The sequence below is a fragment of the Streptomyces sp. NPDC033216 genome (assembly GCF_055577115.1).
Genome location: NZ_JBVIQK010000007.1, coordinates 45,075 through 67,587, shown reverse-complemented (window position 1 = coordinate 67,587; position 22,513 = coordinate 45,075). Strand labels below are relative to the sequence as shown.

Here is a 22,513-nt window from a genome sequence, read left to right as displayed (position 1 = left end):
CCGGCGGGGGGCGGGGAGGACGGACGGGGAGGGCGATGACGGCGGTGGGGTGTTCACGGTCGTTCCTTCACTCGCGCGCGGGACACGGCTCGCACCGCGTCCGACAGTCGGTCGAGTACGGCCGCCGCCTGTTCGTCGGTGATCGTGAGGGGCGGCAGCAGGCGTACGACGCTCGCGTGGCGCCCGCCGAGTTCGACGATCAGGCCGCGGCTCAGGCACTCCCGCTGCACGGCGGCGGCCAGTTCGGGAGACGCGGGACGGGTCTGCCGAACGGGACCGGGCCCGCCCCGGTCCCCCTCCGGGTCGACCATCTCGACCCCGATCATCAGGCCACGCCCCCGCACGTCCCCGACACAGGGGAACTCGTCCGCCAGAAGGCGCAGCCGGCGCAGGATGCGGTCGCCCAGGGTGGCCGCGCGTTCGGCCAGGCCGTTGGCGCGCACGTGCGCGAGGGTGGCCGTGCCGGCGGCCATGGCGAGCTGGTTGCCGCGGAAGGTGCCCGCGTGGCTGCCCGGTCGCCGGACGTCGAGTTCCTCCCGGTAGACGATCACCGCCAGGGGCAGGCTGCCGCCGATGGCCTGGGACAGCACCATCACATCAGGGGTGATGCCGCTGTGCTCGACCGCCCAGAAGGCGCCGGTCCGTCCGACGCCCGTCTGGACCTCGTCGGCGATGAGGGGGATCGACCGGTCCGCGGTGATCCGGCGCATCCGGCGCATCCAGGCGTCCGGCGCGGGGATCACGCTCCCCTCCCCCTGGACGGGTTCGACGATCACGCCGGCCGGTGACCTGGGGTCGCCGAGGTCCCACTCGGCGCGGCGGGCGGCGAGTCCGGCGCCCGGATCGCCGCCGATGCCGAAGGGGCGGCGGTGGTCCCGCGCACACGGCAGCCGGGTCGCGCCTGCGTCCGAGGCGCCGCCGGAGGCTTCGAGGGAACCCGCGGTCGTCCCGTGGTCGGCGCCGGTGAAGGCCAGGACTTCGGTGCGGCCCGTGGCGGCCCGGACCAGTTCGACCGCGGCCTTCACGGCGTCCGTGCCGGCCGGTCCGCAGAACTGCACGCGCGCGTGGTCGGCCAGCCCCGGCGGCAGCGTGCGGAACAGCTCGGTGACGAAGGCGTCCTTGACCGGAGTGGCGAGATCGAGGTCGTGCAGGGGGAGGCCCGAGTCGAGGACCTTGCGGACGGCCGCCAGGACGACGGGGTGGTTGTGACCGAGCGCGAGGGTCCCGGCGCCCGAGAGACAGTCGAGGTAACGGCGGCCGTCGGCGCCCTCGATGGTCAGTCCCCGGGCCCGCACCGGCACGATCGGCAGGGCTCGGGCGTAGGTGCGCGCCGCCGGCTCGCGTGCCGCCTGCCGGCGCAGGATGCCCTCGTGGGCGAGGCGCCCCGGCGCGGTGGCCGGGAACGTGGGGTCGCCGTCACCCCCGCGGGCCGGTGCCGGCACGAGGTCACTCCTGTCGGCGACGCGCCCCGCGGACGTCTGTCCGGGCACTGGCTCCGTCACGGCCACGGCTTGCTGTCCTCCCGCTGTCCACCGACGCGTCGTTGCCGCGGAATCCCCTCCGCCGGGTCCGCACCGGTGCGACGGGCGGAGGGCGCGGCTGCGCGCCCCTCGGGGGAGTTCCGCTGGAAGGGCCGCGCTCAGGCCGCAGTCCCACGGCTACCAACCGCCGACGGCCCACGGGGTTACGGGTTGCCTCAAGATCCTTGCCGTGACGGAACCGTTGCTGTTCCGTCGGCAGTCCCCCACAGCGAGCGCATATCGTGTGATGCCGTCCCACCCGGCCGTGAGACCCGCGTGAACCAGGCATGAGAAGACGCCGAGTTCCCGCGGCGGGCGCGGCCACCGCTCCAAGTTCCTTGACACCACGGGGAGTCACACCATGCGATCCATACGGCCGTCGTTCACCGCTCGACGGGGGAGGAACGCCTCACGCCGAACCCCTCCCGCACTGGGTGCCGTCGCCCTCGCCTCGGTGCTCGCGCTCACCGCGACCGCGTGTGACTCGGGCGGCACCGACGCGGACAGTCAGGCCAGCGCCTCCGCCTCGGCCGCGAGCGACGGAAAGATCACTATCCCGGACGACATCAAGGACCGGCTCAAAGAGCACGGGATCGACCTGGACAAGTGGAAGAACGGCGCCTGGAAGAACTGGGACAGGGACGACTGGCTGCGCGAGGCGCAGGACTACGTCAACCCCATCATCAAGGGCCTGTGGGACCCGGACCGGATGCGTGAGGCGCAGGACCCGGACCGGAGCGTCGACGAGAGCGACCTCTCCGACGACCAGGGTGTGACCGATCCGGAGCCGGCGGCGGTGGACGCGGCGGCCGTGCCGACCACCTACCACGCCAACGCTCCCGAGGCGGGCAAGGTGTTCTTCGACTCCCCCGAGGGCACCATGGTCTGCTCGGCGACGGTCGTGCAGGACCCGGCCAACCCGGGCAAGTCCAATTTGGTGTGGACGGCGGGCCACTGCGTGCACGCCGGCAAGAAGGGCGGCTGGTACCGCAACATCGCCTTCGTGCCCTCGTACAACGACTCGGGGATTTCGGCCGCGAAGTCGGCCACCAAGGAGGAGGTGGCGCCGTACGGGGTCTGGTGGGGCGACTGGGCGCAGACGTCGGACCAGTGGATCGAGAAGGGCGGGCAGACCGGCGGTGACGGGGCCCCGTACGACTTCGCCGTCATTCATGTGACGCCCGAGGAGGGTGGCTCCGGCAAGTCGCTGGAGGAGATGGTCGGTTCGGCGCTGCCGGTGGACTTCGCGGCCCCCGCCGTGACCAAGGTGAAGAGCATCACCGCGACCGGCTACCCGGCGGCGGCGCCGTACGACGGGCAGACGCTGTACCAGTGCCAGGACAAGCCCGGGCGGCTGTCGCTCAACGGCACCGACCCGACGATGTACCGCATCGGCTGCACGATGACCGGCGGTTCGTCCGGCGGCGGCTGGGTGGCCGCGGGGTCGGACGGCAAGCCCGCGCTGGTGTCCAACACCTCGATCGGCCCGGTGGGCGCCGGCTGGCTCGCGGGACCCCGGCTGGGTGAGGTGGCCAAGGGCGTGTACGACTCGGTGAGCGACAAGTTCGCCGGCCGGTAGACGAGGGCGCGACGAAGGCCCGCCCTCCGCGACGACTTAGGTTGTGGTTTTCGCAACACCCCAGTTCAGGGGATGCGATGGACTTCCAGATCCGGAAGGTGCGAAGCCCTCAGGGGGCGAAGAAGCTCTCTGTGGAGCGGGCTGCATACTTCCAGCTCATGCGGCAGGGCCTGAGCAACAACGACGCGTGCCGGATCGTCGGGGTCAACCCGAAGACCGGCAGGCGCTGGCGCAACGGACGCAGGCCGTCCGGCCGGAACAAGGCGGCATCACCGGTTCGTCCGGTGGTGCCGCCTTCGGCGTCCTCGTCGCGATACCTGCGCGAGGAGGAGAGGATCTACATCGCCGACCGGCTGCGGGAGAAGGCCACGGTCCGGGCCATCGCCGCCGAGCTGGGCCGCAGCCCGTCCACCGTCAGCCGCGAGATCCGCCGCAACCGCTCAGACGGGACCCGCGGCCAGTGGCACTACCGGCCGTATGCCGCCCAGGCCCGCTCGGACGGCCGCCGCCCCCGCCCCAAGCCGCGCACGATCCACCGGAACCCCGAGCTGCGGGACTTCATCGGGGCCGGCCTGGCCCGGCGGTGGAGCCCGGAACGGATCTGCCAGGCTCTGCGTGCGACCTTCCCCGACCGGCCGGAGATGCACGTGGTCCACGAAACCGTCTACCAGGCGCTTTACCTCCAGGGCCGCGGAGAACTCCGCCGCGAGGTGTCCCGCGCCCTGCGCTCGGGACACGCCCGCCGCAAGCCTCAGCGGCAGGCCAACTGCCGACAGCCCCGGTTCAAAGAACCCATGGTCCTGATCAGCGAACGCCCCGCCGAAGTGGAAGATCGCGCCGTTCCCGGCCACTGGGAAGACGACCTGATCATCGGCAAGGACGGCACCTCGGCCATCGGCACCCTCGTCGAACGTGCCACCCGCTACGTGATGCTCCTGCACCTGCCCGACGGCCGCACCGCCGAGCACGTCCGCGATGCCCTGGTGAACACCGTCCAGACCCTGCCCGGTCACCTGGTCCGCTCACTGACACGGGACCAAGGCTCGGAGACGGCCGCCCACAAGAGCTTCAGCATCGCCACTGATGTCCCGGTCTACTTCTGCGAACCCGCCAGCCCCTGGCAGCGCGGCTCGAACGAGAACACGAACGGGCTGCTGCGGCGGTACTTCCCCAAGGGCACCGAGCTGTCCGTCCATCCCCGCGAACACCTCGACGCCGTCGCCGCCGAACTCAACGGCCGACCACGCAAAACGCTCGGCTGGGAAACCCCAGCCGAGCGCCTGCTTGAACTGCTCGCGGCCTGATCAACACAACCACGTGTTGCAACGACCCCTAGAAACCGCCCGAGCGGGGGGCGGGCCTTTCGTGTGGACCGACGCGTCAGCCGAGCGCCGCGGGAACGTACGGCGCGAGGTCCGCCGCGAGTTCCTCGTGCACCCGAACCTTCAGCAGGGTGCCCTCCGCCGTGTGCTCCGCGGAGATCACCTCTCCCTCGTCGTGGGCGCGTGCGACCAGTTGGCCCTGGGTGTACGGCACGAGCGCCTCGACCTCGACGGACGGCCGCGGCAACTCGTCGTCGATGAGCGCCAGCAGTTCGCCGATGCCCTGGCCGGTGCGGGCCGAGACGGCGATGGAGTGCTTCTCGTTGCGCAGGAGCCGCTGGAGCGTCAGCGGGTCCGCCGCGTCAGCCTTGTTGATCACGACGATCTCGGGCACGTCGGTGGCGCCGACGTCCCTGATCACCTCGCGTACGGCGGCGAGCTGCTCCTCGGGGGCCGGGTGCGAGCCGTCCACCACGTGCAGGATCAGGTCGGACTCGCCGACCTCCTCCATGGTGGAGCGGAACGCCTCGACCAGGTGGTGCGGCAGGTGCCGGACGAAGCCGACGGTGTCCGCCAGCGTGTACAGCCGGCCGCTCGGGGTCTCGGCCCGGCGCACGGTCGGGTCGAGGGTCGCGAACAGGGCGTTCTCCACCAGCACGCCCGCGCCCGTGAGGCGGTTGAGCAGCGAGGACTTGCCGGCGTTGGTGTAGCCCGCGATGGCGACGGAGGGCACCTTGTGGCGCTTGCGCTCCTGGCGCTTGATCTCGCGGCCGGTCTTCATCTCCGCGATCTCCCGGCGCATCTTCGCCATCTTCTCGCGGATCCTGCGCCGGTCCGTCTCGATCTTGGTCTCACCCGGACCGCGGGTGGCGAGGCCGCCGCCCTTGCCGCCGCCCATCTGACGCGACAGCGACTGACCCCAGCCCCGCAGCCGCGGCAGCATGTACTGCATCTGCGCGAGGGCGACCTGCGCCTTGCCCTCACGGGACTTGGCGTGCTGGGCGAAGATGTCCAGGATCAGGGCCGTACGGTCGATGACCTTGACCTTGACGACGTCCTCGAGGTGGATCAGCTGGCCCGGGCTCAGCTCACCGTCGCAGATGACGGTGTCCGCGCCCGTCTCGAGGACGATGTCACGCAGCTCGTCGGCCTTGCCGGAGCCGATGTAGGTGGCCGCGTCGGGCTTGTCGCGGCGCTGGATCACGCCGTCGAGCACGAGTGCGCCCGCCGTCTCCGCGAGGGCGGCCAGCTCCGCGAGGGAGTTCTCCGAGTCCTGTGCCGTTCCCGAGGTCCAGACGCCGACGAGCACGACCCGCTCCAGGCGGAGCTGACGGTACTCGACCTCGGTGACGTCCTCGAGTTCGGTGGAGAGGCCCGCGACGCGGCGCAGGGCGGCACGCTCGGAACGGTCGAACTGGTCGCCGTCCCGGTCCATGTCGGTGTCGAGGCTCCAGGCGACGTCCTCTTCCATCAGGGCATCGGCCCGACGACCTTCGGGATGGGCGTGCGCGAAGCGCTTGGTGTCCTGGGAAGGGGAAGAAGAGGAGGTCATTGGGTCCTTACGTCGTTGGGGTTGCCTGTTCGGCGGTCATAGTGCACAACGCACGAGCACTGCGGGAGATTCCCGTGTCCCGTGTCCCGTGCCCACCGACCCGACGATGGTCGCACGGTACGGCCCGTCTCGTCCTCGCCTTATTCGGGGGTCCCGGCGGTGGACGCGGCCGGCTTCCACTCCGGGTGGCCGGGCATCGGCGGGGTCTTCTCGTCGTACAGCCAGTGCTGGAAGAAGCTTCCGAGATCACGGCCGGAGACCTGACCGGCGAGGCGGACGAAGTCGGCCGTGCTCGCGGTGGCGTCGCGGTGGTCGGTCAGCCAGGTCCGCTCCAGCCGGTCGAACGCCTTCTTGCCGATCTTCTGTCGCAGGGCGAACAGCACGAGGGCCGCGCCGTCGTAGACGTTGGAGCGGAAGATGCCGGTCTTCTGGCCGGGGGCGGGCGGCTTGGGGGCGCCGGGCGGGCCGCCGGCCGCGCGCCAGCGGTCGGAGGCGCCGTACGCCGCCCTCATGCGCGCCTCCAGGGTGCGGTCGGCCTTCTCCTGCGCGTACAGGGCCTCGTACCAGGTGGCGTGCCCTTCGTTGAGCCACAGGTCGGACCAGGTGCGCGGGCTGACGCTGTCGCCGAACCACTGGTGGGCCAGCTCGTGCACCATGATCGACTCGACGTACCACTCGGGGTAGGCGGGCTCGGTGAACAGGCCCTTCTCGAAGAGGGAGAGGGTCTGCGTCTCCAGTTCGAAGCCGGTGGCGGCGTCGGCGACGAGCACGCCGTACGTCTCGAAGGGGTAGGGGCCGACCTTGCTCTCCATCCAGGCGATCTGCGCGGGCGTCTTCTTCAGCCAGGGTTCGAGGGCCGCGCGGTCCTTGGCGGGGACGACGTCCCGGACGGGCAGCCCGTGCGGTCCCTCGCGGTGCAGGACGGCGGAGCGGCCGATGGAGACCTGGGCGAGTTCGGTGGCCATCGGGTGCAGGGTGCGGTACGTCCATGTCGTCGCGCGGCCCGCCCGGTCGACGCGGGTCGGCAGGCCGTTGGCCACGGCCGTGTAACCGTTGGGCGCGGTGACCCGGACGGTGAACATGGCCTTGTCGGAGGGATGGTCGTTGCACGGGAACACCAGGTGGGCGGCGTCGGCCTGGTTGGCCATGGCCAGCCCGTCCGCTGTCCGCACCCAGCCGCCCTCGCGGTCCTCGCCGCTCACCGGGTCGCTGGTGTGCCGCACGGTGACGCGCATCCAGTCACCGCGGGACAGTGGGGCCGCCGGCGTGATCACCAGGTCCTCGCCGGCGGTGGCGAAACGGGCGCGCTTCCCGTCGACCTCGACCGACTGGACGTCACCGTGGGCGAAATCGAGGTTGATCCGGTTCAGTCTGTCGGTGGTCCAGCCGTCGATCGTGGTGACCGCCTGGAGCGGCTTGCCGTTGTTTCCGGAGTACGTCAGTGCCAGGTCGTACGACGCCACGTCGTACCCGGGGTTTCCCAGGTGCGGGAAGAGGCGGTCGCCGACGCCGAGCGGGGTGGGCGGGGCGCCCGCGGCGACCAGGCAGACGGACACGGCCGAGGCGAGCAGGGCGGAGGCGAGGCCGCGGGAGCGGGCGGTACGGGGCCGGCGGGTGCCGGTGCCGTCCTGGTGGGCCTGGGCGCGGGGGGAGATCAGCATGCACCACGGCTACCAGCGCGTCCCGCCCGGACGGCGCAGACGCGCGATCGGGCCACCCGAACGGGTTGCCCACGCGCGCTCGGCGTCCGGGGTGCGCACGCGCGTGCGACGACGGACGATGCGTGGACGCCCCCCGGAGCCGCGTCTCAGGGGGACGGTGCCTGGTGGTGCGCGCGGCCCACGTCGTACACGCCGGGAACGTCGCGCATGGCGCGGATCAGGGCGGGCAGCTGGGCCGCGTCGGGGAGCTGGACGGTATAGGTGTGCCGGACCCGCTGCTGGCTGGGCGGTTCGACGGTCGCGGAGACGATCTCGGCGCCTTCCAGGGCCATCGCCTCGGTGAGGTCGGCCAGCAGGTGCGGGCGACCGAACGACTCGGCGAACAGGGTGACCCGGCACTCGGTGGTGTCCCCCCAGCGCACATCGACCGCCGCGCGCCCCGCTCGCGTCATGCGCTCGACGGCGGCGCACTCCACACGGTGCACGGTCACCACTCCCCCGCGCACGGCGAAGCCGGTGATCGCGTCGGCCGGTACGGGCGTGCAGCACCCGGCGAGCCGGACTCCGGCACCGGGGCGGTCCACGACCGTGATCGCGGCGCCGGGGCGGGGCGCGGGGGCGTCGGGCGCGGGCCGGGGCACGGGGGCGTCGGACGGAGGCTGTGCGGGGCCGGCCTTCGTGTCGGCGGCCTCGGCGGCCGGGCCGTCCGTGCCCGGGTGGGCCGCCAGCCATCGCTGGATGGCGATGCGGGCCGCGGGGGTGTGGGCGTGCTCCAGCCACTCCCTGGAGGGCTCGGAGGCCGGGTCCTGGCCCATGAGGAGCTGGACGGTGTCGCCGTCCCGCAGCACGGTGCTCAGGGGCGCCAGACGGCCGTTGACGCGGGCGCCGAGGCAGGCGTGGGCGTCCTCGCCGTACTGCGCGTACGCGGCGTCCACGCAGGTGGCGCCCTCGGGCAGGCCGAGGGTGCCGCCGTCGGGGCGGAAGACGGTGATCTCGCGGTCCTGGGCGAGGTCCTCGCGCAGGGTGGACCAGAACGTGTCCGGGTCGGGGGCGGCCTCCTGCCAGTCGAGGAGGCGGGAGAGCCAGCCGGGACGAGTAGGGTCGACGCGCTCGCCGTCCGGTGCGGTCTGCTCCTCGGAGGGAGGGGCGTAGGGATTGCCGAGCGCGACGACCCCGGCCTCGGCGACCTTGTGCATCTGGTGGGTGCGGATGAGGACTTCGGCGACCTGGCCGTCCGCACGGGCGACGGCCGTGTGCAGCGACTGGTAGAGGTTGAACTTGGGGACGGCGATGAAGTCCTTGAACTCCGAGACCACGGGGGTCATACAGGTGTGCAGTTCGCCGAGGACCGCGTAACAGTCGGCGTCCTCGTTGACGAGGACGAGCAGGCGGCCGAAGTCGGAGCCCCGCAGCCGTCCCCGTTTGCGGGCGGTGCGGTGCAGGGAGACGAAGTGCCGGGGCCGGATGAGGACTTCGGCCTGGATGTCGGCGTCGCGCAGCACAGCGCGCATCGCGTCGGCGAACTCGGCGAGGGGGTCGTCCGCGCGCGAGGCGTTGCCGACGATCAGCTCGCGGGTGTGCTCGTACTCCTCGGGGTGCAGGATCGCGAAGACCAGGTCCTCCAGTTCGGTCTTCAGGGCCTGGACACCGAGGCGTTCGGCGAGCGGGATCAGGACGTCGCGGGTCACCTTGGCGATGCGTTCCTGCTTCTCGGGACGCATCACGCCGAGGGTGCGCATGTTGTGCAGCCGGTCGGCGAGTTTGATCGACATCACACGGACGTCGTTGCCGGTGGCGACGAGCATCTTGCGGAAGGTCTCGGGTTCGGCGGCGGCGCCGTAGTCGACCTTCTCCAACTTCGTCACGCCGTCGACGAGATAGCGCACCTCGGCGCCGAACTCGTCGCCGACCTGGTCGAGCGTCACATCGGTGTCCTCCACGGTGTCGTGGAGCAGCGAGGCGGTCAACGTGGTGGTCTCGGCGCCGAGTTCGGCCAGGATGAGCGTCACCGCGAGCGGGTGCGTGATGTACGGCTCGCCGCTCTTGCGCATCTGGCCCCGGTGGGAGGACTCCGCGAGCACGTAGGCGCGGCGCAGTGGTTCGAGGTCGGCGTCCGGGTGGTGGAAGCGGTGGGCCTCGACGACGTGGCCGATCGCGTCGGGCAGCCTGCCGCGGGAGGCGGGACCGAGCAGGGCCGCCCGGCCCAGACGGCGCAGGTCGATCCGGGGGCGGCTGCGCCTGCGGGGCGCGGCGGGCACTACCGGGCCTGGGGTCGCGGGGTTCGTGGCCTCCGCACTCATGGGCACCTCCGGCTGCGTGGACCGGCGGACGGGGTGCCCCAGGGCGGACACGGCTCAGGGGGCTGGCAGCAATCCCCCGTCCGGGCCGGTGCTTGATGCTACCGAGCCCATCACGCGCGACTGACCGCCTCTCGCCGAGCGTGAAACGGATCACCCGTTCGAGCGACGCTTTCGAGGTTTACGGTTTTGCGCCGCCTGACCTGCGATCGGTCTTGATTTCGAACCCACGGCCCCGGACCCGGCGGCACTCCCGTGCGTGCCGGGCCGTAGCCGCCTCCGATGCCAAGCCGCCCCGCTCCTCAGCGGACGGCGTTTTCCAGCCACTCGGAGTCGATCTCGCCTTCGGCGACGATCACCGCCGGACCCGTCATCTCGATCTCGCCGTCGGACCGCTCGGTGATCACCAGCCGGCCGCCGGGGACATCCACGGTGTACGTCGCCGCAGTTCCGGTGACAGACGGGTCGGCGCCGTCCCGGCGGGCGGCGGCCACGACGACGGCGCACGCGCCCGTGCCGCAGGAACGGGTCTCGCCGGACCCGCGCTCGTGCACGCGCAGTGCGACGTGCCGCGGGCCGCGGTCGACGACGAACTCGACGTTGACCCCGTCCGGGTAGGCGCAAGCGGGGCTGACGGGGGGCGGGGAGTGGAGGGCGCCCGCGTGTGCGAGGTCGTCGACGAAGGCGACGGCGTGCGGGTTGCCCATGTTCACGTTCCGGGCGGGCCAGCTGCGCTCGCCGACGCTCACCGTGACGTCCCCTCCGGGGAGGCGCGCCTTGCCCATGCCGACGGTGATGTCGCCGTCCTTGGCGAGGTGCACGCTCTTCACACCGCCGCGGGTGGCGATCGCGAGGTCTCCCTCGGGAACCAGGCCGGCGTGCCGGAGGTAGCGGGCGAAGACCCGGACGCCGTTGCCGCACATCTCGGCGATCGAGCCGTCGCCGTTGCGGTAGTCCATGAACCACTCGGCCTCGGCCGCCATGTGCTTCGCCTCGGGGTGCGCGACGGAGCGCACGACGTGCAGCAGCCCGTCACCGCCGATGCCCGCGCGGCGGTCGCACAGGGCGGCGACGGCTGCCGGGGGGAGGTCGATGGCGTTCTCCGGGTCCGGGACGATCACGAAGTCGTTCTCGGTGCCGTGCCCCTTGAGGAAGGCGATCCGCGTGCTCATCCCTCGATCGTACGGGGTGGCTGCGGCGGTCCCGCCTGAAGGGAACGGGGGGGACAGGCCGGCCGGGGCTAGCGCAGCCGTGCGACCCGCCAGACGGCCAGGACCACGACCGCGGTGACCACGACGACGTAGGCGAGCACGACCCGCCAGTCGGGGCGGCGGCCGGAGCCGCGCTGGGGCAGGCCGGGCCAGGTGTGGCCGACACGGCGGGCGGCCATCATGCCCCAGCCGGCCGCGCAGGAGCAGATCAGCAGGCCCAGCATGGCGATCACGGCTCCGCTGTCGCCGAAGTCGAAGGCGAGAGGGAAGGCGAACATCAGGGAGCCCGTCGCGGCCAGGGCGACGATGGGGGCGAGCTGCCAGATCCGCAACCGGCGCTGAGGGCGCAGCTCGACCTCGACCTCCGGGCCGCCGGCGAACATCTCCTCGGGCTCGGGGCCGTCGGCGGTCACACCGTCCTCGACGTCGTCCGTGTCGTCGATGTCGTCAGCGCCGACGACGACGCCAGTGCCGTCCACGTCGTTCGGACCGTCGATGCCGTTCGTGCCGTCGACGCCGCTGGTGCCGTCCGGTCCGTCGGAACTCAGACGGCCGTCCTCCGGCTCCGGTTCACCACGCCCGGTGGTGCCGTGCTCGGTGCTTTGTGCGTTGTCGCGAGGGCCGGCCTCCATCGCCACGCGCCCTCCCAACTCGGACTCCACTTGGTCGATCGAAGCTCGATGATGGCATGGTGCCGGAGGCCCGGATGACGGCCTGAGCGTCCCGATGCCATGACGTGATCAGGCTGTGACCGGTCGTTCGACCAACGCCAGCGCGAGCTGCGGAAGTTCCGTGAGGTCCGCCACGGCCCCACTCAACCAGTGCACCCGCGGATCGCGCCTGAACCAGGAATCCTGACGGCGCGCGAAGCGCTTGGTGGCACGGACCGTCTCCGCGCGTGCCTCCTCGTCGGTGCACTCCCCGGCCAGCGCCGCGAGGACCTGCTGGTAGCCCAGCGCGCGGGAGGCCGTACGCCCCTCGCGCAGGCCTTGCGCCTCCAGCGCGCGCACCTCGTCCACGAGCCCCGCGTCCCACATCCGGTCGACACGGCGGGCGATGCGCTCGTCGAGCTCGGGGCGGGTCACGTCGACACCGATCTGGACCGTGTCGTAGACGGAGTCGTGCCCCGGAAGATTGGCCGTGAAGGGCTTCCCGGTGATCTCGATCACTTCGAGGGCGCGGACGATACGGCGGCCGTTGCTCGGCAGGATCGCCTGCGCCGCCTCGGGGTCGGCGGCGGCCAGGCGGGCGTGCAGGGCGCCGGAACCGCGCAGCGTCAGTTCCTCCTCCAGCCGGGCCCGGACCTCGGGGTCGGTGCCGGGGAATTCCAGGTTGTCCACGGCGCCTCGGACATACAGGCCGGAGCCGCCGACGAGGACCGGCCAGCGGCCCTCGGCGAGCAGGGCGTCGATGCGGGCGCGGGCCAGCCGCTGGTACTCGGCGACCGAGGCGGTGACGGTGACGTCCCAGATGTCGAGGAGGTGGTGCGGGACGCCGCCGCGTTCCTCGGGCGTCAGCTTGGCGGTGCCGATGTCCATCCCTCGGTACAACTGCATGGAGTCGGCGTTGACGACCTCGCCGCCGAGGCGTTGGGCCAGGAAGACGCCCAGGTCGGATTTTCCGGCCGCGGTGGGTCCGACGACGGCGATGACGCGGGGGGCGGGGGGTGCGCTGCTCACCGGAACAGTCTCCCAAACGTCACACCGTGCCCCCGAACGAGTTAGGTGACAGGACTCCTCCCGAGTCGTTGCCCGTTGCGAGATATCCGTCACCGTTCACGGGGCGGCCTGACCCGGTGACGCAAACGGACGCACCGGGCGACGCGGGATTTCGCCCGCACGAGTACCGTATGGAGTGAATATGGGCGTTTTGGCACGGCTTTTCCGCAGGTCGAAGGCCACACAGGAAGCGGCCGCGGACAGCACGGTCTCGGAGGAAGCGGCCGCACGGCAGGCGACGGCACCTGCCGGTTCGTCCGAGGACGGCACCGGGGCGGAGGAATCCGCCGAGGACGGTGTCGGCATCCCGCGGCAGCAGTCGGCGGGAGGGGCTGTCGACAGCGAGGCCGGCGAGAGCGCCCACACCTGACGGACGCGCCAGAGAAGGTGACCCATGGGTCTTTTGCACCACCTGAAGGCCAAGCTCGGCCCCGCCAAGGACAAGGTCTCCGGCCTCGCGCAACAGCACGGTGACAAGGTCCAGCAGGGGATCGACAAGGCCGCCCACATCGTCGACGAGAGGACGAAGGGCAAGTACGCCGACAAGATCCAATCGGGCACCGGCAAGGCCAAGGGCGCGGTGGACCGGCTCGCGCACAAGGACGAGCCGGAAGCGGGAGGCGACAGGTTCACGCCCCCGAGCACGCCCCCGCCGGCGCCCTGAGCGACGGCGGCAGCAGCACACCGATGGGCGGACGGTCGCGAGGCGCCTCGCGCACGCGGTCGTCCGCCTGTTCCGCGGACGATTCCGGGCGCGGCGCCGTTGCGGACGCGACTACGACCAGGCCGCGACCACGTATCCGACGCCGTACGGCGCGTCCTCGTACAGCGGGGTACCGGACAGACCGGCGTCCTCGGCAGCACCCGCGAGCACCTGCCACGGGGCCCGTCCGGCCGCTTTCAGCTCGCGGGCCAGTGCGGCGTCGAGCGACTTGAGGGCGGCGATGTCGGCGGCGCCGAGCGCGCGCCCGGCCGCCGCGTCGAAGGGCGCCGCTCGTTCGTCCAGATAACCCGGTGCCTTCAGCGTGCGGCACGCGCTCGCGTCCCCCATCACCAGGACCGCGGTCCGACCTGGCCGGGCGCCGATCTCCCGGCCGGCCTCGACGCACCGTTCGGGCGGGAGGGACTCCCCCACGCCGAGGCCCTCGACCGGCGCGTCCGACCAGCCGGCCCGCTCCAGCAGCCAGGCGCCGACAGTGAGCGAGGGCGGCAGTTCGCGCTCCGCCACGACGCCCGCGTCCGGCGGGCCGAGCCGTACGGCGAGGTCCACGCCGAAGCCACGGAGCGAACCCGGCGTGCCCGCCGGGTGCGTGCCCCGTCCGGCCTCGTCGGCGGGGCCGATCACCAGGAGAAGGTCCGGCCGAGCGGCGGCGAGCACCGACAGCGCGTCGGAGCAGGCGGTACGGGCGGCTTCCAGCTCGGGCGCGGCACCCGCGGCCACCTCGGGCACGAGCAGGGGCGGGCAGGGGCAGACTGCGGCGGCGACAAGCATGATCGGCAGGGTAACCCCGAGCCGCCGGCCTCGCGCGCGGCGGGACCGGCGGGTGCCCTTGTGGTGCCGGACGGGCGTCGCCCGCGCCCGGTCAGTCGCAGCCGCAGCCGCTGCCGGTGGCCACCGGCAGCGGGGCGGGGACGCCGATCCTCGGCAGGCCCAGCATGACGCCGGCCGACTTGGCGGCCTTCTCCGCGCTGCGCTTCTCCCAGGCGTCTCCCGCGCGCGTGCGGCGCACGCCGAGGACGGCGCCTTCGGCGAGCAGGTGGTGCGGGGCGGCGTAGGTGATCTCGACCGTGACGACGTCGCCGGGGCGGACCTCCTGCTCCGGCTTGGTGAAGTGGACCAGGCGGTTGTCCTGGGCGCGGCCGGAGAGGCGGTGCGTGGCGCCGTCCTTGCGGCCCTCGCCCTCGGCGACCATCAGCTCCAGGGTGCGGCCGACCTGCTTCTTGTTCTCCTCCCAGGAGATCTCCTCCTGGAGGGCGACGAGACGCTCGTAGCGTGCCTGGACGACCGCCTTGGGAATCTGGTTCTCCATGGTGGCGGCCGGGGTGCCGGGCCGCTTGGAGTACTGGAACGTGAAGGCCTGGGCGAACCGGGCCTCGCGCACCACGTGCAGGGTCTCCTCGAAGTCCTCCTCGGTCTCGCCGGGGAAGCCCACGATGATGTCGGTGGTGATCGCGGCGTGCGGGATGGCCGCGCGGACCTTCTCGATGATCCCGAGGTAGCGCTCCTGGCGGTAGGAGCGGCGCATCGCCTTCAGGACGGTGTCCGAGCCGGACTGGAGCGGCATGTGCAGCTGCGGCATCACGTTCGGCGTCTCGGCCATGGCGGCGATGACGTCGTCGGTGAAGTCGCGCGGGTGCGGCGAGGTGAACCGCACGCGCTCCAGGCCCTCGATCGTCCCGCAGGCGCGCAGCAGCTTGCTGAAGGCCTCCCGGTCGCCGATGTCGGAGCCGTACGCGTTGACGTTCTGGCCGAGCAGCGTGATCTCGCTGACGCCCTCGCCGACCAGGGCCTCGATCTCGGCGAGGATGTCGCCGGTGCGGCGGTCCTTCTCCTTGCCGCGCAGGGCCGGGACGATGCAGAAGGTGCAGGTGTTGTTGCAGCCGACGGAGATCGACACCCACGCCGCGTACGCGCTCTCGCGGCGGGTGGGCAGTGTCGAGGGGAACGCCTCCAGGGACTCGGCGATCTCGACCTGCGCCTCTTCCTGCACGCGCGCGCGTTCCAGCAACACGGGGAGCTTGCCGATGTTGTGGGTGCCGAAGACGACGTCGACCCAGGGGGCCTTCTTCACGATGGTGTCGCGGTCCTTCTGCGCCAGGCAGCCGCCGACCGCGATCTGCATGCCGGGCCGGGAGGCCTTCTTCGGCGCGAGACGGCCGAGGTTGCCGTACAGCCGGTTGTCGGCGTTCTCCCGTACGGCGCAGGTGTTGAAGACGACGACGTCCGCGTCACCGTCCGACCCCTCGGGGGCGCGCACGTACCCGGCGTCTTCGAGCAGCCCGGACAATCGCTCGGAGTCGTGGACGTTCATCTGGCACCCGTAGGTGCGAATCTCGTAGCTCTTGGGTGCGGGAACGTCCACTGCGAGGCTCCGGTCGCTGCTGCTGGTCATGCCTCAAGGGTAGGCGGTCCACGGGTGGCCCCCGCCCGGCGCTTCCCGTCGTCCGCTCCTGACGACGGCGCTCAGGCGGGTGGTGGCGGAGCGGTACGCCGCCGTGCCACGACCGCCTCAGCCGTACGGCACAGACCGTCGGCGGTCCGGCGCAGGGACCGCCAGGAGGCCAGCCAGAGGACGATCCCGCCGACACCGGCCGGCCACCACCAGATGCCGACGGCGGTGAACGCGACGCTCCAGACGAGAGCCTCGCAGGCCGCCTGATAGGCGTCGCGTGCCTCACCCAGCGCGGCGCGGGAGGTGTCCGGCAGTTCGAGGAGGAGCCTGGTCCACTCGCCGGGGAGGTCGGTTCCCGTCTCCGCCCTGACGCTCTGCTCGGCGGCGCGGATCCGGTCGCCCGACCATGTCGGGGAGGTGGGCCTCACCGGTGCGGTGCGGACCCTGAAGGGCACCGCCAGCCCGGCCGCCACCGCCGCCAGCACGACGAGCACCAGTGTGGCGGCGCCGTCGGCGGTGGGGCCTGCGCTCAGCGGCAGGGCGCCGGCGATCCGGTCGCGGGCGAGCCCGACGTCGTCCCAGTCGCGATGGCCGAGTTGCCCGCCGCCCACGACGGCCACGACGACGAACAGCAGGGCGGGCAGCAGCCGCCGCAGGAACCACCCGTCGGGGATGCGCCTCTGGAGTTCGAGAAGCAGTGCCACCGTCTCAGCCCATCCCCCGTGTGTCGCCGTGCATCCGCGGCGCCGTGCCGCGAACTCCCCTGTCCCGGTGGTCAGTCCACGCGTCTCATCGGGCCGTCCGCCAGGGCGCAGCGGCCCGTGTCGGCGGCGTTCTCCTCGTGCAGGTCCACGCGCGCGCAGCGGCCCGTGGGGCAGACCCAGCCGGTCGACCGCGGGGCGGGCGCCGAGGGCCAGTCGCCGACGCCCATCGTGGAACGCAGACCGAGTCCGCCCGGGATCCCGGCCGCCTCGGCCGCGTCGTGCAGCACGCGTACGGCGTCCCGCCAGGACTGCGCCGACGGGTCGCCGTCCCGGACGACGGCGAACGGAGCGTCCCAGTGGGCGGGGCCGATCAGCTCGCGCAGTGGGCCGGCATTGCGGCACACGTAGGCGACGGCGTCCTCGTACAGCCTTTGCGCCTTGGCCCCGTGCCCCACTGCGCCCCCTCAACTACCCAGAAAACACTCGGTTCTTACGTGAAATCAAAGCACCATGTGAAGGATGACGGAACTTCATGAGCAAGTCGTGGCCCGTCTGCTGGCGGCCCAGAACAGCCGTGATCCCGCGCCCCTGCGCGAGCCGGAGGCGGTCACCGACGCCCTCGCGCTGCTGCGGGCGGCGGCGCCCTCACCCGAGGGGGCCGTCGACCTCGACGCGGTCGCCGCGGTCTTCTGGACCTTCTGGTTCCGGCATCTGGGCCCGGATGATCCGGACGTCCAGCAGAACGTGACGGTCGCCGTCAGCGCCTTCGGCTTCCTCCGGCAGCGCGCCCCGGAGGGCGCCCGGTTCCCGCCGGCCCTGGAGGAGGTCTTCGACCCTGCCGATCCGGCCCTGGACGCGCGGTTCGCCTACCTCGTCAGCTGGGCCCACGGCGAGTTGATCCACAAACCCGACGTGTCCGACGCCGACCGGCGGGCCGCACTGGATCGTGCGCTGGCCTGGGCGCAGACGGCTCTGGCGCTCCTGCCCGAGGGACACGAGGGGGTCGTGGAGCTTTCGCTGCACGCCCTCGACGTCGAGCTGTTCCGGTTCGGGCTGGAGGCGGATCCGGACGCGCTCGCCGCCGCCGCCCGGCACGGCCGGACGGTGTGCGAGCGGCTGCCCGACCTCGGTCCGGCCGCTGCCGACGCCGGCCGTGCCCTGAGGACGGTCATGGACGCGACCCGGTTGCTCGGTGAGCCCTCGCTCGCCGAGGTCGAACGGCTGGTGACGGCGGCCCCCGACGGCGCGCTCGACCCGGAGGGCGCGGAGGAGTTGCGCCTCCTGCGCGCGCTGCACGCCGAGCCCTCCGCCTGGCCGGGCCAGTTGGACCTCCAGATCGGGGCGGTGGTCGCCGAGGCGGGGGCGCGGGAGCACGACGCGGGCCGCATCGCCTGCGCCGTACGACGGCTGCGCGCGGCTTACGACCACACTCCGGCCGGTCATCCTGCCCATCTGGCCGTCACGGTGGCCCTGAGCGAGGCGCTCGCGGCGTTCGCCGAGGAGCGGGGCGACGACACGGCCGCGCGTGAGGCGATGGCCGTTCTCGACGCCGTCGACACGGCCGCTCTGGGCGACGCCGACAGGGAGCGCCTCGAACTGGTCCGCGCCATGCGTGGGCTGACGCTCGCTGAGGGCGGCCCGCGGGCGAGCGGTGCGGACGGCATCGGGGCGGCGCTCGGCCCGCTGCTCGACCGGTTCCGGGACGGTTCCGCGCGTCGGGGCGAGGCCCCGGACATCACCCTGGAGACCCTCGCCATCGTGTCGTCGCTCTCCGAAGGCCTCGCCGACGGCATCTCGGACAGCGTCCCCGGCGGTATCTCCGACGAGCGGATCGCCCGGTACCGTGCCGCGCTGGCCGGGGTGCCCGCCGACGCGCCGCAGCGATACGCGTGCGTGGCCGTGCTGGCCGCCCTCACCGGGCTGCGGGCCGGTGAGCTGCGGGAGTCCGGCGCCGTCCGGGCCGCCGACCGGCTGGACGCGGAAGCCCGCGCGCTGGCCCGGGAGGTGACGGCCACGGCGCCGGACGAGGTGCTGCCCGGCCTGCTCCGCAAGGGCGTTCACGATGCCGTGCTGGCCGTCGCCGCCTCGGTCGTCCTCTCCGACGAACCCGACGGCCGGGCCGACCCCGAGCTGGCCCGCCTGGTGTCGCGGCTGTCCCGCATGGCCGATGTGAGCCTGGACGACCCCGCCGACCTCGGCTCCGACATCGCCGTGCTGCGGGAACTGCTCGACGGGCTCACCGAGGACGACGCCGATCAGCGGGCCCACCTGTCCGTGGCACTCGGCAGCGCGCTGTGCGCGCACGCCGCCCACCTCGGCGATCCCGCCCCCCTCGAAGAAGCCGTGCCGCTGCTGCGTCACGCCCACGCGCACGCCTCGGACCTCCCTCCGGGTATCGACGCGATGCTCGCCCAGGCGCTCACGGTCGTATCGGCCACCCGGATGGACACGGAGGCCGCGCGTGAGGCGGCGGTGCTCCTCGCGGCGACGGGCGGGTCGGGAGAGACGGCCGGGTCGGGGTCGCCGGGCGCGCCCGGCGCGTCGGGGGCATCGGGGGCGCACGCCGCCTTCCCGGACACCGCCTCGCACGCCCCCGCGACCGACCCGGGCCTGGCCCTCATGGCGGCCCACACCGAATTCCACAACGCCCTCCAGCTCTACCTCTTCGGCCAGGATCCGGGCCGGCTCGACCGTGCCCGCGAGATCGCCCGGCGGATCCGCGACCTCGGTGGCGGCGATGCGGCGACCGGGCCCTCGCGGGCCGGAACCCCGCAGACCGGCGTGCCGGGGCTCGAGATGATGAGCGACGCCTATCTCGACCTGCTGGAGACGGTCGGGCCGGGCGGCGGCCCGAGGAAGGACGTCACCGACGACCTCGTCGACCAGTGCCGCCGGAGGTACGAGTCGGCCGCCGCCACCGGGACGCGGGTCTTCACGGCGATGACGCTGATGCGCGTGCTGGGCATGCGCGCCCTGGCCCTGCGGGAGACCGAACCGGAACGCGCGCGGAGCCTCATCGCCGAGGCGGCCCGTGTGGTGGACGCCGTCGCGCCGGAGGCACCGGCCGGCTGGGCCGACTCGATGCGCCCCTTCGTCGCCATGACCACCATCGGCGTCACCGGCGGCCGACTGCCCCCGGTCACCTCGGAGCGGGCACCCGGCGGGACTCCCCCCGGGGCCTCCCTGCCGGGGGCCTTCGAAGCGCTGATGGCGCCGCTGCGCAACCGTCTCGCCGGTGTCGAGGACCCCGCCTCGCTCCGTGATCCGAGGATTCCGGTCCTCTTCCGGGCGCACGGGGAGATCGGGGCCGCGGCGGGCGCGCTGGGCAGGCCCCGGCCGCGGATCGACCTGGCCCTCGCCCATCTCGAGGCGGCCGTCGACGTGCTGCCGGGCATCACCGACCGGCGCAGCGGCCAGGAGTCCGCCGAGCACGGTCTGACGCAGTTCGAGGGAGACATCCGGGGCATCGTGGAGCTGATCCTGGCGGCGGTCCTGGTCCGTGACGGCTCCACCCGGCTCCGGGAACACATGGAGAAGCTGAAGGAGATCGTCGCGGCGGTCAAACGGGACGGCCGTCTGCCGGAGGCGCTGCCGGACCCCGCCGCGATCCGGCGGACCGTGGCCGGTCCTGACGTCGACCGTGCCACCGAACTGCTGGAGCGCGGCCGAGGCCTGCTGCTGGCCCGGCGGATGGAGGCGCGGGCCGACCTCGGCGAGCTGCGGTCCGCCCATCCGGAGCTGGCGGACGAGTTCGAACGGCTGACCGATCTGCTGGCCGCCGAGCCCGAGCCGGTGGCCCCGGGGGACGCCGAGCGGGACCGGCTCGACAAACTCCGTACCTCTCGCGCCCTCGACGGACTGGTCGACAGCATCCGCGACCGGCCCGGCTTCGACGGCTTCCTGCGCCCGCTCACGGCGGAGCGGTTGCGCGCCCTCGCGGGGAACGGCCCGGTGGTGCTGCTCAACCACGCGCGACAGCTGTGCCACGCCGTCGTGGTGACACAACGGTCGATCACCGCCCTGACCCTCGAACCGGAGGCGGAGGAGGTGACCGGCGCGGCCGGTCGGCTGCGGGGGGCCGTCGACGTCATCAACGCGCGGGGCGCGTCCAGGAGTTCCCCGGCTGAGCTGGTCGGGGCCGGGGCGGAGATCCGCCGGACGCTGTCCTGGGCCTGGCACCGGATCGTACGGCCCGTCCTGGAGCATGTCGGTGCCGTCGAGCCCGTACCCGAGGGCGGGCCGTGGCCGCGGATCTGGTGGGTGCCCACGGGCGCCTTCCACGCCCTGCCGCTGCACGCGGCCCAGTGCACCCGGCCGGAGTGCGACCTGGACGGCTGCGGTGCCGCCCTGGACACCGTGGTGTCGTCGTACGTACCCGGCTTCCAGACGCTCGCCTACGCGCGTGACCGGGCGGGGCGGTGCGACCCGGCCGGCGACGGCGGCGCGCTGCTGGTCGCCTCGTCCGAGGAGGAACTGCCCGGTGTCGCGGCCGCGACCCGCTACGCCGCCGGGCTGCTGGGGGCGGGCGAGCCGCTGATCGGGGCCGCCGCTACCCGGGAGGCCGTCCTGGCCGCGCTGGGCGGCGCCGCCTGGGCGCACTTCGGCTGCCACGCGGCGACCGACCCCGCGGCGCCGTCCGGTGCCCTGCTGCACCTGCCCAGCGGTGAGTCGCTGCCGGTGCTGGACATCTGCCGGGCACGGCCGGCCACCGCGCGCCTCGCCTTCCTCGCGGCGTGCGGTACGGCCCGCACCTCCGAGCGGCTCAGCGACGAGGCGATCCACATCACCAGTGCCTTCCTCCTCGCCGGTTTCCCGAGCGCCGTCGGCACGCTCTGGGAGATCGACAGCACCTACGCCGACCACGTCACCCGCGACTTCTACCGCCGTGCCGTGGGCGAGCCGGCGCACGGCACGGCCCTCGCCCTGCACCACAGCGTCCGGGCCCTGCGCGAACGGATGCCGGAGCTCCCGCACGTCTGGGCGGCGTACGTCCACGCGGGCGCGTGAGCGCGCGTGGGTCGCACGGGACGGGACCGGCGGCGGGGGCCGGGGTCGATCGGTCGGCGAACGAGTTCGCGGGCCGCCTGGAGGCCGGTGGTCCGCGGCATGGCGACCTGACCAGCCTTTTCCGCCCCGTGCCGGCCCCGTCCATCCGCGACGACATCCCTGTCGCCACCGTAGGGCGGGATGGCAGCATGGCGGATCGGCGCCCGGTGATCGACGGCCCTGAGGGTGTCCTGAGGGCCGGTTCGGCGCGACGACCGCAGCCCGACTCGCTCGGGTACGGGATACCGGGTACTCACACCTCCAACGCTTCGACGATCCCGCCCGACCAGCAAGGGGAAGAACCGTGTCCGCACCACGCCTTCGGACGACACCGCTGCCAGGCATAGGGGTCCAGTACGACCTCGTGACACGGGAGCAGCGCCACCTGTCCGTGGTGGCCCACCGCGACGGAACCCGGACGGTGAGCGTGTACCAGGCCGACGACCCGGACTCCTGCGCCCAGTCGCTGCGCCTCTCGGGTGCCGAGGCGAGTTCGCTGATCGACGCGCTGAAGCCGTCCCACCACAGCGCGAACCTGCTCTATACGACCGACCTCGGGCTGGTCGCCGAGCGTATCGAGGTGGCCTCGACCTCCCGTTGGAACGGGCGGCTGCTGGGCGAGACCCGGATGCGCACGGACACCGGCGCGTCGGTCGTGGCGGTCCTGCGGCGGGCCGGGGCGATCCCCTCGCCGGCGCCGGACTTCCGGCTGGCCGGCGGGGACACCCTCATCGTGATCGGCACCCGCGAGGGCGTGGACGCGGCCGCGGCGATACTCGGCCGGGAGTGA

17 protein-coding genes are annotated in these 22,513 nt (G+C 72.9%); 6 read left to right on the top strand and 11 right to left on the bottom strand.

Annotated features, from left to right (window positions below; genetic code table 11):
* Positions 1-53 precede the first annotated feature (53 nt).
* Positions 54-1,442: a diaminobutyrate--2-oxoglutarate transaminase family protein gene (locus tag ACZ5Y0_RS15825; RefSeq protein ID WP_469129236.1), complete on the bottom strand. Its 1,389-nt coding sequence runs from the start codon at positions 1,440-1,442 to the stop codon at positions 54-56.
* Between the two features lie 439 nt (positions 1,443-1,881).
* Between ACZ5Y0_RS15825 and ACZ5Y0_RS15820 the strand changes: the two genes are divergently transcribed.
* Both ACZ5Y0_RS15820 and ACZ5Y0_RS15815 read left to right on the top strand, forming a co-directional pair.
* Complete coding sequence (locus tag ACZ5Y0_RS15820; protein WP_469129235.1) at positions 1,882-3,099, top strand: trypsin-like serine peptidase; 1,218 nt, start codon at positions 1,882-1,884, stop codon at positions 3,097-3,099.
* Between the two features lie 77 nt (positions 3,100-3,176).
* The gene (locus tag ACZ5Y0_RS15815; protein WP_469129234.1) at positions 3,177-4,403 is read left to right on the top strand and encodes an IS30 family transposase; all 1,227 of its coding nucleotides are present in this window, start codon (positions 3,177-3,179) and stop codon (positions 4,401-4,403) included.
* 76 nt (positions 4,404-4,479) lie between these two features.
* On the opposite strand, the gene hflX is transcribed toward ACZ5Y0_RS15815, so the two are convergent.
* The 6 genes from hflX to miaA form a co-directional block, all read right to left on the bottom strand.
* Positions 4,480-5,973, bottom strand: a complete 1,494-nt coding sequence (gene hflX / locus ACZ5Y0_RS15810) for a GTPase HflX (protein WP_469129233.1) — start codon at positions 5,971-5,973, stop codon at positions 4,480-4,482.
* Between the two features lie 140 nt (positions 5,974-6,113).
* Positions 6,114-7,634, bottom strand: a complete 1,521-nt coding sequence (locus ACZ5Y0_RS15805) for a M1 family metallopeptidase (protein WP_469129232.1) — start codon at positions 7,632-7,634, stop codon at positions 6,114-6,116.
* Between the two features lie 146 nt (positions 7,635-7,780).
* On the bottom strand, positions 7,781-9,934 hold the full coding sequence (locus ACZ5Y0_RS15800; RefSeq protein WP_469129231.1) for a RelA/SpoT family protein: 2,154 nt from the start codon (positions 9,932-9,934) through the stop codon (positions 7,781-7,783).
* Positions 9,935-10,233: 299 nt separating this feature from the next.
* A complete protein-coding gene (gene dapF / locus ACZ5Y0_RS15795; protein ID WP_469129230.1) occupies positions 10,234-11,103 on the bottom strand; it encodes a diaminopimelate epimerase in 870 nt (289 codons plus the stop codon).
* 68 nt (positions 11,104-11,171) lie between these two features.
* Positions 11,172-11,774 carry a hypothetical protein gene (locus tag ACZ5Y0_RS15790; RefSeq protein ID WP_469129425.1) on the bottom strand — a complete coding sequence of 201 codons (603 nt, stop codon included), beginning with the start codon at positions 11,772-11,774 and terminating at the stop codon, positions 11,172-11,174.
* 108 nt (positions 11,775-11,882) lie between these two features.
* Positions 11,883-12,821, bottom strand: a complete 939-nt coding sequence (miaA, locus tag ACZ5Y0_RS15785; RefSeq protein WP_469129229.1) for a tRNA (adenosine(37)-N6)-dimethylallyltransferase MiaA — start codon at positions 12,819-12,821, stop codon at positions 11,883-11,885.
* A 181-nt stretch (positions 12,822-13,002) separates the two neighbouring features.
* Between miaA and ACZ5Y0_RS15780 the strand changes: the two genes are divergently transcribed.
* Both ACZ5Y0_RS15780 and ACZ5Y0_RS15775 read left to right on the top strand, forming a co-directional pair.
* The gene (locus ACZ5Y0_RS15780) at positions 13,003-13,230 is read left to right on the top strand and encodes a hypothetical protein (RefSeq protein WP_469129228.1); all 228 of its coding nucleotides are present in this window, start codon (positions 13,003-13,005) and stop codon (positions 13,228-13,230) included.
* Positions 13,231-13,254: 24 nt separating this feature from the next.
* Positions 13,255-13,524: an antitoxin gene (locus ACZ5Y0_RS15775; protein ID WP_469129227.1), complete on the top strand. Its 270-nt coding sequence runs from the start codon at positions 13,255-13,257 to the stop codon at positions 13,522-13,524.
* A gap of 111 nt (positions 13,525-13,635) precedes the next feature.
* Here ACZ5Y0_RS15775 and ACZ5Y0_RS15770 read toward each other — a convergent pair whose 3' ends face one another.
* The 4 genes from ACZ5Y0_RS15770 to ACZ5Y0_RS15755 form a co-directional block, all read right to left on the bottom strand.
* On the bottom strand, positions 13,636-14,352 hold the full coding sequence (locus ACZ5Y0_RS15770; protein WP_469129226.1) for a class III extradiol dioxygenase subunit B-like domain-containing protein: 717 nt from the start codon (positions 14,350-14,352) through the stop codon (positions 13,636-13,638).
* Positions 14,353-14,443: 91 nt separating this feature from the next.
* Positions 14,444-15,973, bottom strand: coding sequence for a tRNA (N6-isopentenyl adenosine(37)-C2)-methylthiotransferase MiaB (miaB, locus tag ACZ5Y0_RS15765; RefSeq protein ID WP_469129225.1), 1,530 nt, complete (start codon positions 15,971-15,973; stop codon positions 14,444-14,446).
* Positions 15,974-16,044: 71 nt separating this feature from the next.
* Positions 16,045-16,677, bottom strand: coding sequence for a hypothetical protein (locus tag ACZ5Y0_RS15760; protein WP_469129224.1), 633 nt, complete (start codon positions 16,675-16,677; stop codon positions 16,045-16,047).
* Between the two features lie 71 nt (positions 16,678-16,748).
* Positions 16,749-17,132 carry a hypothetical protein gene (locus ACZ5Y0_RS15755; RefSeq protein ID WP_469129223.1) on the bottom strand — a complete coding sequence of 128 codons (384 nt, stop codon included), beginning with the start codon at positions 17,130-17,132 and terminating at the stop codon, positions 16,749-16,751.
* Between the two features lie 64 nt (positions 17,133-17,196).
* On the opposite strand from ACZ5Y0_RS15755, the gene ACZ5Y0_RS15750 reads away from it, so the two are divergent.
* Together ACZ5Y0_RS15750 and ACZ5Y0_RS15745 are read left to right on the top strand one after the other, a co-directional pair.
* Positions 17,197-21,684: a CHAT domain-containing protein gene (locus ACZ5Y0_RS15750; RefSeq protein ID WP_469129222.1), complete on the top strand. Its 4,488-nt coding sequence runs from the start codon at positions 17,197-17,199 to the stop codon at positions 21,682-21,684.
* 343 nt (positions 21,685-22,027) lie between these two features.
* Entirely contained in the window at positions 22,028-22,513 is a 486-nt protein-coding gene (locus ACZ5Y0_RS15745) for a cation:proton antiporter regulatory subunit (RefSeq protein WP_469129221.1), read from the top strand.